This window comes from Streptomyces sp. NPDC048734 (genome assembly GCF_043198675.1).
Taxonomy (GTDB): Bacteria; Actinomycetota; Actinomycetes; order Streptomycetales; family Streptomycetaceae; genus Streptomyces.
The window spans coordinates 103,427-117,634 of the sequence record NZ_JBICUZ010000017.1 but is presented as its reverse complement, the minus strand read 5'-3'; the positions used below and the strand labels follow the sequence as shown (position 1 = coordinate 117,634).

14 protein-coding genes and 1 pseudogene are annotated in these 14,208 nt (G+C 74.1%); 6 read left to right on the top strand and 9 right to left on the bottom strand.

The window, feature by feature from the left end; genetic code table 11:
* Positions 1–44 precede the first annotated feature (44 nt).
* Positions 45–2,231, top strand: a complete 2,187-nt coding sequence (locus tag ACGFQC_RS31610; protein WP_363089932.1) for an FUSC family protein — start codon at positions 45–47, stop codon at positions 2,229–2,231.
* A gap of 388 nt (positions 2,232–2,619) precedes the next feature.
* On the opposite strand, the gene ACGFQC_RS31605 is transcribed toward ACGFQC_RS31610, so the two are convergent.
* From ACGFQC_RS31605 to ACGFQC_RS31585, 5 genes are all read right to left on the bottom strand, one after another.
* Positions 2,620–3,051: a hypothetical protein gene (locus tag ACGFQC_RS31605; RefSeq protein WP_363089933.1), complete on the bottom strand. Its 432-nt coding sequence runs from the start codon at positions 3,049–3,051 to the stop codon at positions 2,620–2,622.
* A 28-nt stretch (positions 3,052–3,079) separates the two neighbouring features.
* On the bottom strand, positions 3,080–3,919 hold the full coding sequence (locus tag ACGFQC_RS31600) for a DUF1206 domain-containing protein (RefSeq protein ID WP_363089934.1): 840 nt from the start codon (positions 3,917–3,919) through the stop codon (positions 3,080–3,082).
* Between the two features lie 256 nt (positions 3,920–4,175).
* The gene (locus ACGFQC_RS31595; protein WP_363089935.1) at positions 4,176–4,412 is read right to left on the bottom strand and encodes a DUF5133 domain-containing protein; all 237 of its coding nucleotides are present in this window, start codon (positions 4,410–4,412) and stop codon (positions 4,176–4,178) included.
* A 54-nt stretch (positions 4,413–4,466) separates the two neighbouring features.
* On the bottom strand, positions 4,467–5,306 hold the full coding sequence (locus tag ACGFQC_RS31590; RefSeq protein WP_363089936.1) for a SigB/SigF/SigG family RNA polymerase sigma factor: 840 nt from the start codon (positions 5,304–5,306) through the stop codon (positions 4,467–4,469).
* Positions 5,307–5,586: 280 nt separating this feature from the next.
* Entirely contained in the window at positions 5,587–6,000 is a 414-nt protein-coding gene (locus tag ACGFQC_RS31585; protein WP_363090067.1) for an ATP-binding protein, read from the bottom strand.
* A 371-nt stretch (positions 6,001–6,371) separates the two neighbouring features.
* Between ACGFQC_RS31585 and ACGFQC_RS31580 the strand changes: the two genes are divergently transcribed.
* The 3 genes from ACGFQC_RS31580 to ACGFQC_RS31570 all read left to right on the top strand — a co-directional run bounded on the left by ACGFQC_RS31580 (position 6,372) and on the right by ACGFQC_RS31570 (position 8,886).
* Entirely contained in the window at positions 6,372–6,593 is a 222-nt protein-coding gene (locus ACGFQC_RS31580; protein WP_363089937.1) for a hypothetical protein, read from the top strand.
* A 57-nt stretch (positions 6,594–6,650) separates the two neighbouring features.
* Positions 6,651–8,129 (top strand): ornithine decarboxylase, encoded by a 1,479-nt coding sequence (locus ACGFQC_RS31575; RefSeq protein ID WP_363089938.1) that lies wholly within the window; start codon positions 6,651–6,653, stop codon positions 8,127–8,129.
* Positions 8,130–8,430: 301 nt separating this feature from the next.
* Positions 8,431–8,886 (top strand): cyclic nucleotide-binding domain-containing protein, encoded by a 456-nt coding sequence (locus ACGFQC_RS31570; protein ID WP_363089939.1) that lies wholly within the window; start codon positions 8,431–8,433, stop codon positions 8,884–8,886.
* 266 nt (positions 8,887–9,152) lie between these two features.
* Here the strand turns inward: ACGFQC_RS31570 and ACGFQC_RS31565 are convergent, their stop codons facing one another.
* Positions 9,153–9,767, bottom strand: coding sequence for a LysE/ArgO family amino acid transporter (locus ACGFQC_RS31565; RefSeq protein WP_363089940.1), 615 nt, complete (start codon positions 9,765–9,767; stop codon positions 9,153–9,155).
* Between the two features lie 69 nt (positions 9,768–9,836).
* On the opposite strand from ACGFQC_RS31565, the gene ACGFQC_RS31560 reads away from it, so the two are divergent.
* Both ACGFQC_RS31560 and ACGFQC_RS31555 read left to right on the top strand, forming a co-directional pair.
* Positions 9,837–10,736: a LysR family transcriptional regulator ArgP gene (locus tag ACGFQC_RS31560; RefSeq protein ID WP_363089941.1), complete on the top strand. Its 900-nt coding sequence runs from the start codon at positions 9,837–9,839 to the stop codon at positions 10,734–10,736.
* A gap of 119 nt (positions 10,737–10,855) precedes the next feature.
* Positions 10,856–11,104: a WhiB family transcriptional regulator gene (locus ACGFQC_RS31555; protein ID WP_363089942.1), complete on the top strand. Its 249-nt coding sequence runs from the start codon at positions 10,856–10,858 to the stop codon at positions 11,102–11,104.
* 129 nt (positions 11,105–11,233) lie between these two features.
* Here the strand turns inward: ACGFQC_RS31555 and ACGFQC_RS31550 are convergent, their stop codons facing one another.
* From ACGFQC_RS31550 to ACGFQC_RS31540, 3 genes and pseudogenes are all read right to left on the bottom strand, one after another.
* Entirely contained in the window at positions 11,234–11,455 is a 222-nt protein-coding gene (locus ACGFQC_RS31550; protein WP_393289005.1) for a hypothetical protein, read from the bottom strand.
* A gap of 246 nt (positions 11,456–11,701) precedes the next feature.
* The gene (locus ACGFQC_RS31545) at positions 11,702–13,375 is read right to left on the bottom strand and encodes an FAD-binding dehydrogenase (protein WP_363090068.1); all 1,674 of its coding nucleotides are present in this window, start codon (positions 13,373–13,375) and stop codon (positions 11,702–11,704) included.
* 122 nt (positions 13,376–13,497) lie between these two features.
* Positions 13,498–14,118, bottom strand: a pseudogene (locus ACGFQC_RS31540) (TetR/AcrR family transcriptional regulator); the annotation flags it as partial.
* Positions 14,119–14,208 lie beyond the last annotated feature (90 nt).

Genomic DNA, 14,208 nt, shown 5'->3' with positions numbered 1-14,208 from the left:
AGGCGGCGGCACCGGCGTGGGCGGCGGACGTGCGGGACCGGGTCATGGCATCCGATCCCGGGCTGCTGCGGCTCGCCGCCGGCCTGCGCACGGTCGGCGCGATCACCCTCACGCTGGCCGTGCTGTCCCTGCTGGACGCGGACGTCACGCACCTGGTCGCGGGGGCCATCGCGGCGATGGTCGCCACGTTCGCCGTCCGGGAGAAACAGCGGGGGCCGCAGGCGGTGACCCTGGCACTGGGGCTGCCGGTCGCGCTGGCCTCGGTGTCCCTGGCGGCGCTGCTGAGTTCGCACGTGGTGGCCGGTGACGTCTTCTTCGTCGTGCTCATCTTCTGCGCGGTGTACGGACGCCGGTTCGGCGACCGGGGCACCGCGCTCGGGCTGATCGGCTTCCAGGTCTACTTCCTGTCCCTGTTCGTGGGCGCCACCCCGCAGCTGCTGCCGGGGCTCTGGGGGGTCCTCGTCCTCGCCTTCGCGGGCAGCGCGCTGGCCCGGTTCGTGCTGGTGCCGCAGACGTCGGCGGGGATCCTGCTGCGGCTGCGGCACGCCTTCCGGGCGCAGCTCGCGCAGTTGCTCGACGCCCAGGTGGAACTGCTCAACGCCGGTCCGGACGGCGTGGAGAAGGCACTGGCGCACGTGCGCACGGGCACCGCCCGGCTGCACGAGACGGCGATGATGATCCAGGGCCGGCTGGAGGAGGGCACACCCGACGAGGCGACGGCCCGGCTGGTGCAGCGCCGGATCGCCGACGCGGAGATCACCGCCGAGCGGCTCGGGCTGCTCCTGCTGACGGCACGCGGCGCCGAGCGCGCGAGCACCCTGACCCTGCACCTGCCGGGCGCGCCCCTCCCCGAGCGCGGGCGACTGCCGATTCCGGAGGAGGAGGCGACGGACGTGCTCCGCCGCGATCTGCGGGCCCTGCGCCTGCTGGTCCGGCGTCCCGTCGCCGACGGCACCGGACTCGCGCAGGTCCGCAACCGTCTGCTGGGCTACCGCGACGAGGAGAACCTGCCGTCCGCTCCCCCGGCCGTGCGGGACGTCTTCCGGGGCGTCGGGGAGAGCGCCCGCGCGGTGCTCGGGCTGCGCCTCGCGCTCGACGGGCCGCAGGACGAGTCCGACGACAGCCCCGAGACGGCCCGCTCCCGGGAGGAGCTGGACGCGGAGGACGCGGCGATCGGCGGGGAGGAGGCTGCGGAGAAGCCCACGGGGCTGCAGCGCCCCACCACCCGCGCGGCCGTCCAGGTCTCCGTCGGCTCGGCGCTGGCCATCGTCGGTGGCGAACTGCTGTCCACCCAGCGCTGGTACTGGGCGGTCCTCACCTGCTGGATCGTCTTCATCAACACCGCGTCCACCGGGGAGATCCTGGTCAAGGGCTACCGGCGGCTGCTGGGCACCGCCCTCGGCGTGGTCGCGGGGATCGGCCTGGCGGGACTGGTCGGCCACCACACGGGGACGGCGTTCGCGGTGGTGCTGCTGTGCGTGTTCGCGATGTTCTACACGGCGCCCCTGTCGTACACCCTGATGTCGTTCTTCGTCACCGCGGCGCTGGGCGTGCTGTACACGCTGCTGCACACCTACAGCCTGGACGTGCTGGTCCTGCGCGTGGAGGAGACGGCGCTCGGGGTGGCCAGCGGGGTGGTCGCGGCGGCGCTGGTGCTGCCCGTGCGCACGGACCGGCGGACGGACGAACTGCTCACGACCGTCCTCCAGCGGCTGACCGACGTCACCGGGGCCGCCGTGGAACAGCTCAGCGGCGGACCGCCGGCCGAGCTGCTGGACCGGGCGCGGGAACTGGACCAGGCCCTGTCCGACCTGCGCTCCGCGACCCAGCCGCTGACCCACCCGGTCACCCCGCTGCGGACCCGGCGGGACACCGCCCAGTACGTCGTGGCCCTGCTGGAGACCTGCGCCTACCACGCCCGGTCGCTGGCGGCCACGGCCGAGCTGCTGCCCACCCACCCCTCGATCGCGGCGGACCCCCGGTTGCGCGGCGCCGGCCGGCGCATCCTGCGCAACATCGACGCCATCGCCGCACGCGTCGCCGACGAGCGCAGCACCGCCGAGGTCCGCACCGGCCCCAGCGTCGCCTCCCTCCTCGGCCCGGGCGCCTACGGCACCCCCCGCTACGGCCGCGTCACCGACCGCGTCCTGCGCCACCTGCAACGCCTGGACGAAGCGGTGGCGGGCCTGGCGCGGCCGCTGGGGGTCCCGGTGACGTCACCGGCGAGGTGAGGCGTGAGGCCGGGCCCGCGCCCGGCGGCGGCCGAGGGCACGAGCCCCGGCGCCGAGCAAGGGGGACGGGGGAGGGCCGGGCAAGAGGTGGCTCGGGCGAGACGGGCGAGGCCGATCAAGGCGGGGAGGATCCCCGAGGTTGGCCGACGGCAAGATCCCACGGACCGGCCGGCGGCGGGCTCTCGAAGACCGGTCCGGTCCTCACCCGGCCACGCCGCGTTGCCCCGCACCCGCCGACCGGGCGGGCGCCCGCACCGGGCAGGTCGGGCCCAGCCCCGTACAGGCCGCCGCCGCGGCTCCCCCTCCCCCGCACACAAGACACGGGTGCCCGCACCGGCGCCGGTCGGCGTCGGTGCGGGCACCCGGACGGGGCCGCTCGGAGGCGGGGTCAGAAGTCCGTCGGCAGGCCGCTCGCCGCCGCGATTCCCCGGAGCGCTTCGGTGTCGTTCTGGCGCTGTTGGATGCAGCCGGCGATCTCGGCCAGGCGGCCCGGGTCGGAGGCGGTCTCCGCGTCGGTGACCACGCGGACCGGGCCGGTTCCGTCGACCTGGATCTCGACAAGCTGGTTGTCCAGCCGGCCGGTGACGGCCGTGGCGATGACCAGGGCGGCCTCGTCACGGATCTCCTGGGGCAGCTCCTCGGTCTCCTTCGGATCGAGCGCGAAGTCGAGGGTCTCGGCGGATTGTTCGTCCAGGGCGCGCAGGGCGGGTGAGACGACCTTGAGCAGCATCGCGAAGTCCTCGCTGTCCATGCGGACGCGCAGGAGGTCGAGGTACATGTCCACGGGCCGTCCGTCCGGCGGGAACTCGGATTCGTTCATTTCCCCCGAGTTCCCGCCGACGGCGCGTTCAGACCTTCCGCCAGCGGGCCATCGCGAAGGAGAACAGCCCGAACAGCACCAGGCCGGCCGCCACGCAGGCCAGCAGCCACGGCCCGGCGGGCGTGTCGGCGAAGGAGCGCAGGGTGTCGTCGAGCCCCTTGGCCTTGTCGGGCTCGTAGTCGACGGCCGCGCGGACGGCGAAGGCGCCGGCCGCCGCGAACACCAGGCCGCGCGCCGCGCCGCCGCCCACACCGGTGACGTCCACGAGGCGGCGTGTCCGCGCGGACATCTGGCCGAGCCGCAGGTGCTTGTGGTACTTGCGCAGGACGGCCCGGACGCCTATCCAGATGCCGCCGACGATGATCCCGGCACCGACTGCGCCGACGATCCACCGGCCCCCGGGAAGCTCGAGCACGCGGGCGGTGACGTCACGCGACTGCTCGTCGCTCGACCCGCCCCCGCTGCCCGATCCGGCGGCGAAGGCGAGCACGGAGTAGGCGACGAAGGAGTAGAAGACGCAGCGGACGAACGCCAGCAGACGCTTCTTTGTCTTGCGGCCGTCCGGTCCTGCCGAGCCGAAGACCGCCTCCGACAGCCGCCACAGCGCCATGCCGACCAGCCCGATCCCGAGGGCCCACAGCAGGACGGAGCCGAAGGAGTGCTCCGCGATCTCGGCGAGGGCGCCCTGCCGGTCGGCCTGCTGCTTCTTGTCCTCACCGAAGGCGATCTGGAGGGCCAGCGCCCCGACGAGCAGGTAGATCACTCCGCGCGCGGCCAGTCCGGCCCGCGCGGCCCCCCGCGTGACCGAACCCCGCGCGGCGCGCTCGGCCTCCATACGGCCGTTGCGCGCCAGGGCACTCGCGTTCATGTCAACCTCCTGGAAGAGTCCCGGACACCCGGATGCCCCGGCTTCGGCGCCGCACACACGGGCCGCACACACGGGCCTCACACGGCTCGTACGCAGGCCGCACACCCGGGTCACACCTGCGGGCACCGCCCACCCGGACGCCGTGCGCGCGGGCCGTGCGCACGGGCCGTGCGCTCAGGCGCCGCGCTCCCGGGCGCCGTACACACGGGCGCCCCGCCGCGGGCGGGCCGCGGCGGGGCGTCGGAGCGCCGACCGGTCAGGCGTACACGTGCGGCCCGTCGTCGGTGCTGCGGCCGGCGGTGGTGTCGCTGGCCGCGGCGAGCCAGCTCCGGGCCACTTCCAGGGCCCGGGTGACCTCGCGGGTCCCGGTGGAGACGCACAGCGTGTAAGCAAGGTCCTGCGTCCGCGTGTCGACCGCGGCGGATCCGCTCGCCGTGGCGGCCTCGTACTCGGCCACGAGGGTGCGCAGGACGGCGGGGTGAGGCATCAGCATCAACGTTTTCTCCTGGTCCGGAACGGGTGGGACACGTACGGCCCTCGGGCCGGTTCAGCGGTGGTCGCCCGGTCGCCCCAGGGCTTCCTGGCGCACCTGGGCGCAGCTGCGGCTGATGAGCCGCGAGACGTGCATCTGGGAGATGCCGAGCCGGTCGGCGATGCGGCTCTGGGTCATGTCCTCGAAGAAGCGCATGTAGAGAATGGCCCGCTCGCGTTCCGGCAGCCGGCGCAGGCTCTCCTTGGCGGACTCGCGGTCGACCACGATGTCGTAGGAGGCGTCGGGCCCGCCGAGGGTGTCCGCGAGGCTGTAGCCGTCGTCCCCGGCGGGGAGTTCGGCGTCCAGCGACAGGGTGCTGAAGCTCTCCAGGGCCTCGAGGCCCGCGGCGACCTCGTCCTCGGTGAGTCCGGTGTGGGCGGCGAGGTCGGCGGTCGACGGCTCGGGGGCGCCGGGCGTCTGGGCCAGCTCGCGCCGGGCGACGCGCACCTTGTTGCGCAGTTCCTGCACCCGGCGGGGGACCCGCAGGGCCCACATCCGGTCCCGGAAGTGCCGCTTGATCTCCCCGGTGATGGTGGGGACGGCGTAGCTCTCGAAGGCCCCGCGTTCCGGGTCGAAGCGGTCGACGGCCTTCACCAGGCCGAGTGCGGCCACCTGCCGGAGGTCCTCGACGGCCTCACCGCGGTCGCGGAAGCGGCCGGCGATCCGGTGGGCCATGGGCAGCCAGGCGGTGACGATCCGGTCGCGTACGGCGTCCCGCTCGGGACCCTCCTCCATCGTGGTCAGCCGGATGAAGAGGGCGGTGGTGTCGGGAGCGTCGTCGTGGGTGCGACGGGAGGGAGCGGTGGGGTTCGGGGCTGATGCGGCGGGACGGCTTGTCGCCATGTCGATGAGCATGCGGAATCGCTCCTGAACGGTGGAGTCAGGGGGAATGACCAGGGGAAGGGCCGCTGCCGTCCGGGGCGCCTGGAGCGCCCCGGAGCGGTCGTACCGCTCCCCTGGGCGCGCCTCCGGTCCGAAGCACGAACCTCCTTCTGCCCTGGGTCCGGAGGAACAAACTCCGGTGGCGGGAAACCTGTTCGCACGGCCGGTACGGCCGTGACGGCGGGTGCGGACACGGGCCTCGGCGGTGATCGGCGGCGGTCGGGGCCGGGCGGTCGTGGGAGGGGTCGGCGGGTCAGGACACGGGAACGACGGCGGTGATGCGCTTGCCGCCGGACGGCAGGCCGGACACCCGGACGTCGCAGGCCAGCCTGCAGACGATCGGCCAGCCCCGGCCGCCGGGCCGGCGCCGTCCCTGGTCGTCGAGCGGGTCGGCGACGACGGGCAGCCGGTCGCTGCGGTCGCTCACGGAGACCCGCACGGCCCACCCGTCGATGTCCACGTCGAAGTCGGTGATGCCGCCCCCGTGGAGGATGGCGTTGGAGGTGAGTTCCGAGGCGACGAGCAGCGCGTCGGAGACGGCCTCCTCGTCGTAGGGGCTGCCGGTCGCCCCGCCCCGTCCGTCGAGTGCGCGCCGTATGGCGCTGCGGACGTCGGACGGGCGGCAGGGCCCGTCGCCGTGGCAGTGCACCGGGGGCGGCGCGCCGATGCCGTGCGCGCCGTCGGTGCGCTCGGGCCGGTACGCGCGGTCCGGCCGGTCGGTCCCGCCGGTCTGGCCGGTCCCGTCGGTCCTGCTGGTTCGGTCGGTCCTGCTGGTTCGGTCGGTCCTGCTGGTTCGGTCGGTGCGGTGGTTCGCGCTCGCACGCATCCTTTCGCTCTCCTGACGTCCTCGACTGGTCTGGTGGACCCTCTCCCCCGTCGGCCGGGCACGGCCCTCTCACTCCGGCTGGCCCCCGAAAGCCCGGCCAAACCTTCCTTTCCGGGCATTCGGCGGAATCCGGCAGGTCGTCGACGGCGGCCGGGGGCGGTCATCCGGGGGAACGGGGTCATCGACGGGCCTGCCGGGGGTAGGCGGAGTGCATGACGGATGTCGTGGACTCGGACGAACTGCTGAGGCGCATCCAGCGCGCAAGGGCCTGCGCGCGGGAGGAGCTGCGGAACCTGCGGTCGCGGAGCGAGGATCTGGGGCGCACCGACCCGGACGCGGCGCGCGAGGCGCACCTGCGGAGCCTGGCGTACGAGGCGGTCCTGGACGTGCTGGACGAGATCGTGACCCCGGGGCATCACGCGGGCGCCGGCTGACCGGCGGTTTCCGCGGGCGCCCGATTGGCGGGCGACAGTGCGGGCACCCTGCTCCGCATGTCGGTCGATCACACACGCGCACCCGTACTGGAAGCCCTCGTCGAGTACCACCGCCAGGGGCGGCTGGCGTTCTCGCCGCCCGGACACAAGCAGGCACGCGGCGCCGACCCCGACGTGCGGGCGGTGCTGGGCGACGCGGTGTTCCTCGGTGACGTCCTGGCGTCGGGCGGACTCGACGACCGGCTGACCCGGGGCCGGGTCCTCGAACGCGCCGAGGAGCTGATGGCGGACGCCGTCCACGCCGAGCACACCTTCTTCACGACGTGCGGGAGTTCCCTGTCGGTCAAGGCCGCGATGCTGTCGGTGGCCGGACCGCACGAGAAACTGCTGATCGGGCGGGACGCGCACAAGTCGGTGGTGTCGGGCCTGATCCTCGCCGGGATCGAACCGGTGTGGGTGGAGCCCCAGTGGGACGGCGAGCGGCATCTGGCGCATCCGCCGTCCGCCGCGGGTTTCGAGAAGGCCTTCGAGGTCCATCCCGACGCGAAGGGCGCCCTGGTCACCAGTCCGACGCCGTACGGCGCCTGCGCGGACCTGCGGGCGATCGCCGAGGTCTGTCACCGCCGCTCGCTGCCGCTGGTCGTGGACGAGGCGTGGGGTGCGCACCTGCCCTTCCATCCGGAGCTGCCGTCCTGGGCGATGGACGCGGGTGCCGACATCTGTGTCACCAGCGTCCACAAGATGGGCAGCGGCCTGGAGCAGGGCTCGCTCTTCCACCTCCAGGGCGATCGCGTCCCGGCGGAGCTGCTGAAGACGCGGGCGGATCTGCTGGGCACCACCAGTCCGTCGGTGCTGCTGTACGCCGGGATGGACGGCTGGCGGCGGCAGATGCGCCTGCACGGCGAGGAGTTGACGGGCACCGCCCTGGAGCTGGCGGCCGAGGTGCGGGCGGCCGTCGAGCAGATCGACGGCATGCACGTCGACGACCGGGCGGACTACTGCGGTCCGGACCTGGCCGACGACTTCGACCCGCTGCCCGTCGTGATCGACCTCGAAGGGCTGGGCGTCTCGGGTTTCCAGGCGGCCGACTGGCTGCACGAGCACCGGTCGGTCGACGTCCACCTGTCCGACCACCGGCGGATCGGCACCCAGATCACCCACGGCGACGACCGGGCGACGACCGGGGAGCTGCTCGCGGCCCTCAAGGACCTCGCGCGCGCCGCGCCGGACCTGCGGCCGGCGCCCCGCACCGAGGTGCCGCCCCCCGCCGAACTCCGTCTGGCACAGGCGCTGTTGCCGCGGGACGCGTTCTTCGGTCCGGCCGAGCACGTCCCGTTGTCGAAGGCGGCCGGCCGGGTCGCCGCGGAGATGATCACGCCGTATCCGCCCGGCATCCCCGCCGTCCTGCCCGGTGAGCGGCTCACCGAGCCGGTGCTGCGCTATCTGCGCTCGGGGCTGGAGGCGGGCATGAACCTGCCCGACCCGACGGACCGGCGGCTCGACACGATCAGAGTGGTCGCGCGGGACGCGGGGTGAGCGGAGCGAGGGTGACGGCCACGGAAGTGAAACAGGTCACGCGACCGGGTTATGGTTGCGCGAAAAGCGTCAGAGTGGTTTACGGTTCATCCAGTGGTCGCGGAGTCGAGTTCTTCTCCTCCGCATACCGCATGCGACGGCCCTGGCTGGCTTCCCCCGTCCAGCCAGGGCTTTCGCATGCCCGCCGACGAAACCTCCCACCGCCGAGGTGCCCGGGGCGCCCGCAGCGGCTGAAATGGGCTTAGGGGCCCGAGGCCCCAGGGAACACCCCGGAACCATCGCCGGCGAGGAGCCCCGTGCCATGACCAGAGCGACGAAGCTGCTGACCGCCCTCCCCCCGCCCCAGCGCCAGCGTCTGATGACCCTCGCCCGCGAGGTGTCCTTCCCGGAGGACACCAGGATCTTCGAGGCGGGCGGCACGGCCGACCGCTTCTGGGTCATCCGCTCCGGGGCGGTCTCCCTGGACCAGCAGGTGACGTCCATACAACGGGTCACCGTCGCCAGTCTCGGCGCCGGCGACCTGCTCGGCTGGTCCTGGCTGTTCCCGCCGTACCGGTGGGACTTCGGCGCGGAGGCGTTCAGCCCGGTCCGCGCCTACGAGTTCGAGGCCCGGGCGGTGCTCAAGCTGTGCGAGGAGGACCCCGCACTCGGCCTCTCCCTGGTCCGCATCGTGGCCGAGATCCTCGCCCACCGCCTGGAGACCACCCGGGGCAGACTGATGGAGCAGTACGGCATGCACCGCCGCAGGATCATCTGATCCGAACGGGAGGCCCTGGACGCGGTAGCGCCGCAGAGCCGGTACCGCGCAGGCCAGGCCCAGCACGGCGGCGACGACCGGCCGGCCGCCGCCCGTCAGGGCCGCGCGCGGGCCGAAGGCCGCGCCCGCCGCGCCGTGGAGGACGTCCACCGCGTCGTGGAGGACGTCCACCGGGCCCTGGAGGACGTCCACCGGGCGCGGGCCGCCCGCGACGACGTCCGCTCCGGGGGCCACCACCGCAGCTCGGGCTGCGGCGGCGCGGACGCTCAGGCTCCGGCGATCAGGGTGGCACCGAGGGTGATCATCGTGGCGGCGACGAGTCCGTCCAGGACGCGCCAGGCCTGGGGGCGGGCCAGGAAGCGGCCGAGCAGCCGCGCCCCGAAGCCCAACGCGGCGAACCAGCACAGGCTGGCCGCCGCCGCCCCCAGGCCGAAGGTCCAGCGCAGCGGGCCGCGGTCGGCGGCGACGGTGCCGAGCAGGAAGACGGTGTCGAGGTAGACGTGCGGGTTGAGCCAGGTCATCGCGAGGCAGGTGAGCACCGCCCGCCGCCGGGAGCCGGCGGCCTCCCCCTTCGTCTCCAGGGCGCCGCCCGGCTTGAGCACCCGGCGGGCGGCGAGGGCGCCGTAGCAGAGCAGGAAGGCGCCGCCGAGCCAGGCGACGGCGGTGAGGGCGCCGGGCCAGGCCACCACCAGCGCGCCCACCCCGGCCACCCCGAGGGTGATGAGGACGGCGTCGGACAGCGCGCAGATCGCGACGACGGCGAGGACTGCGTCCCGGCGGATGCCCTGGCGCAGGACGAAGGCGTTCTGGGCGCCGATGGCGACGATGAGGGAGAGACCGGTGCCGAAGCCGGCCGCCGCGGCGGCGAGGGAGGTGGACATGGCGTCCACGCTAGGGAGTGAATCACTGCGGGACCAGCTAAAGATTCTTACGTATCATTAGCGATCGTGATGACAGATCTTCCCCTCGACCAGGTGCGCACCCTGCTCGCCGTGGTCGACGAGGGCACCTTCGACGCCGCGGCCGCCGCCCTGCACGTGACGCCGTCGGCGGTCAGCCAGCGGGTGAAGGCGCTGGAGCAGCGCACCGGCCGGGTCCTGCTGCTGCGCACCAAGCCGGTGCGGCCGACGGAGTCCGGGGAGATCGTCGTACGGTTCGCCAGGCAGCTGGCCCGGCTGGAGCGCGACACGCGGTCCGAGCTGGGCATGAGTGGTGCCGGGGAGCCGACGCGCGTGACGGTGGCGGTCAACGCGGACTCGCTCGCCACCTGGTTCCTGCCCGCCCTCACCCGCGTACCGCGCGAGCCGCCGTTCTGCTTCGAACTGCACCGGGAGGACGAGACGCGGACGGCGGAGCTGCTGCGGGAGGGCCTGGTGATGGCCGCGGTGACCTCCTTGCCGGACGCCGTCACCGGTTGCTCGGTCAGGTCGCTGGGCTCGATGCGCTACTTCGCGGCCGCGAGTCCCGACTTCGCCGCCGCGTTCCTCGACGGCGTGCCGCCGGGCGAGGGGCTCGCGCGGGCGCCCGTGGTCACCTTCGACCGCCGCGACGACCTCCAGGACGCGTTCGTACGGCGGCTGCGGCGCGGCCCCGACGGCGCGAGCCGGCTGCGGCACGCCGTGCCGACCTCGGAGGGTTTCCTCGACGCGGTGGTGGCCGGGCTCGGCTGGGGCATGGTGCCCGAGTTGCAGGCCCGGGAGCTGCTGGCGGCCGGGAGTCTGGTCTCCCTCGCGCCGCAACGTCCCCTCGACGTCCCCTTGTTCTGGCAGCAGTGGAAGCTCGACTCCCCCGCCCTGGCCGCCGTGACGACCGCCGTCGTGGAGACGGCGAAGAAGACCCTGCGGGGCTGAGCGGGCGGCCGGGCCGCGGCCACCGGTTCGTGCGGCGCGGTTTCACTTCGGCCCTGCCGGTGACCCGATCAGGAGCAAGCATCCGGAACCGCACACGACTTCGATCGCAGGTGACTTCGATGGACGACTGGCGACAGAGCGCCGCGTGCCGCCATGAGGACCCGGAACTCTTCTTCCCGATCGGCACCTCGGGTCCGGCACTCCTGCAGACCGAGCAGGCGAAGGCCGTCTGCCGGGGCTGCCCGGTGCGGGACCAGTGCCTGGAATGGGCGATGGAGACCGATCAGGGCCTCGGCGTCTGGGGCGGCACGAGCGAGACCGAACGGCGCGCCCTCAAGCGGCGCATCAAGGCACGCCGCAGTTCGTGATCCCCGCGGAGGGCGGGCCGGTTCCCACCGGCCCGCCCTCCGCGGCGTGCCCTGCCGCGCCTCCTGCCGGACCGTCTCCTCGCGCGCCGCGCCGGTCACCGCCGGCCGCGCCACGGGGCCTCCGCCGGCTCAGCCGTCCCGCGGTGCCGTGGCGGCGGCGGGCAGCCGCAGGGTGCACACGCTTCCGGCGCCCGGCGTGCTCGGCGCCCGTGCCGTGCCGCCGCGGGCGGCGGTCAGGTGGCGGACGACCGGCAGACCGAGGTGGAGGAACTCCCGCGTGATGTCAGGGAGTCGGCGGCTTCGGGGCCGGTGACCCTGCTCACTGCGGTGGAGGAGCCGGAGCACAGCCACGCGGCGGTCCCGGCCCGTCTCCTCGGCTGAGGACGGGCGCCCGCCCGGCCGCGGGGCCGCACCACGTCCCCGGCCCCGGAACCCGCCACCTGGCGAGGAGCGCTCCACCTCGCCGACGAGGAGCACGCCCACGGCCCAGGCGCATTCCGCGGTGGGGCCCGGCCCGGTCCCCGGCCGGTTCCGGGAGGCGGCGTGATCGCCGGCCGGGGAAGGGGTCCGCAGCCTCCGCCGGGACCGGGACCGGCCTCACCCCGTCTGCCGTGCCGCCGCCCGTCCCGCCGCGCGCCCCGAGAAGAGGCAGCCGCCGAGGAAGGTGCCCTCCAGGGCGTTGTAGCCGTGGACGCCGCCGCCGCCGAACCCGGCGACCTCGCCCGCCGCGTACAGGCCCTCGACCGGGCTGCCGTCGGCGCCGAGGGCGCGCGAGTCCAGGTCGGTCTGGATGCCGCCGAGGGTCTTGCGGGTGAGGACGTGCAGCTTGACGGCGACGAGGGGGCCGGCCTCGGGGTCGAGGAGGCGGTGCGGGGTCGCGACGCGGCCGAGGCGGTCGCCGATGTAGCGGCGGGCGTTGCGGATGCCCTGCACCTGGGCGTCCTTGGCGTACGGGTTGGCCATCTGGAGGTCTCGGGCGCGGATCTGGCGGCGCAGGCCGTCGGCGTCGAGCAGCGCCTGGTCCGTCAGGCCGTTCATCTTCTCGACCAGCCGGTCCAGGGTGTCGGCGACGACGAAGTCCGCGCCGCGGTCGAGGAAGGCCTGCACGGGGGCCGGCGCGCCCTTGCCGAGGATGCGGTCGCGCAGGACGGCCTTGCGGTCCTTGGCGGTGATGTCGGGGTTCTGCTCGGAGCCCGACAGCGCGAACTCCTTCTCGACGATTCTGCGGGTGAGGACGAACCAGGAGTGGTCGTACCCGGCGATGTCCTCGGTGGTGCGCAGGTGCCGGAGGGTGCCGAGGGTGTCGTAGCCCGGCAGGCAGGGGTCGGGCAGGCGGCGGCCGAGGGCGTCGAACCACATCGAGGACGGGCCGGGCAGGATGCGGATGCCGTGGCCGGGCCAGACGGGGTCCCAGTTGCGGACGCCCTCCGTGTAGTGCCACATGCGGTCACGGTTGACGAGCCGGACACCGGCCTCGGCACTGATGTCGAGCATGCGGCCGTCGACGTAGGCGGGGACGCCGGTGACCATCTCGGCGGGCGGGGTGCCGAGGCGTTCGGGCCAGTGGCGGCGGACCATGTCGTGGTTGGCGCCGATGCCGCCGCTGGTGACGACGACGGCCTGGGCGGTCAGTTCGAAGTCACCGACGCGCTCGCGGTTGGAGGAGACGCCGCGCGGTGCGTCGTCGGGCGCGAGGACCGTGCCGCGTACGCCCCGCGCGGCGCCGCCCTCGATCACCAGCTCGTCGACGCGGTGGCGGTGGTGGAAGGTGAGCAGCCCGTCCCGGGCGGCCTGGCGGGCGTAGCGCACGAACGGCTCGACGACGCCCGTGCCGGTCCCCCACGCGACGTGGAAGCGGGGCACGGAGTTGCCGTGCCCGTCGGCGCGCAGGTCGCCGCGCTCGGCCCAGCCGACGGTCGGCACGAAGGAGATGCCGTGCCCGGCGAGCCAGGTCCGCTTCTCCCCCGCCGCGAACTCGACGTAGGCGCGCGCCCAGCGCACCGCCCAGGAGTCCTCGTCGTCGGTGCGGTCGAACTGCGCGCTGCCCTGCCAGTCGCTCCAGGCGAGGTCGAAGGAGTCCTTGACGCCGAGGCGCCGCTGTTCGGGCGAGTCGACGAGGAACAGCCCGCCGAAGGACCAGAACGCCTGGCCGCCGAGGTTGGCGGCGTTCTCCTGGTCGACCAGGGCGACCCGCCTGCCCCTGCTGGTGAGTTCGTGCGCCGCGACCAGGCCGGCGAGACCCGCTCCGACGACGATGACGTCCGCGTCCATGGCGACCGTTGCCTTTCTCATTCGGGGTGCTTCCCGGGGTGCTTCTCGGGGGCTTTTGCGGGGTGACGCCCGGGGTGCCGGCTCCCGGAGGCTTTTGCGGGGTGGTGCTCCGGGCGGCTCCCGGGCCGGGCGCCGCCTTCGGTCAGCAGCGCGGTGAGGAGCTGCTTGAGCCAGGCGCGGGCACCGTCCACATCCTTGTCGAGCAGCAGTTGGGTGGTGACGCCGTCGTAGGCGGCGACCACCGCGCGGGCGGCGGCGTCGGCGTCGCCGAGGACGGCGGGCAGTGCGTCGGGACCGCGGTCGCGGCCGAGCCGGTCGGCGATGGCGCCGCGGAGCGTCGCGCGGTGTTCGAGCAGGGACCGGGCGACGGCCGGGTCGCGGGCGGCGTGCACGAGGAAGTCCGTCTTCACCAGCAGCCAGTCGTGGTCGAGGAGCAGTACCTCGGTGACGCGGTCCACGGACGCGGGCACGTCGAGGCCGGGTCCGTCCCCGGCGAGCGCGTCGGCGACCTGCCGGGCGATGAGGTCGGCGCGCTGCCGGTAGAGGGCGAAGAAGAGTTCGTCCAGGCTGGCGAAGTTGGAGTAGAAGGCGCCCCGGCTGTAGCCGGCGGCCTCGCAGACCTCCTCGATGGAGACCCGCCCGAAGCCCTTGGCGGCGAACACCTCGAAGGCGGCGTCGAGGAGGTTGGCCCGGGTGCGCACCCGGCGCCGGGTGACACGCCTCGTCGTCTGTTCCGCCGCCATGTCGGCCTCCGTTCGATACGGGAATGTATCCGATGCGTTCATGTATCGAAAGGCTCTCGACAGCGACAGCGACAGCGACAGCAGCAGCGA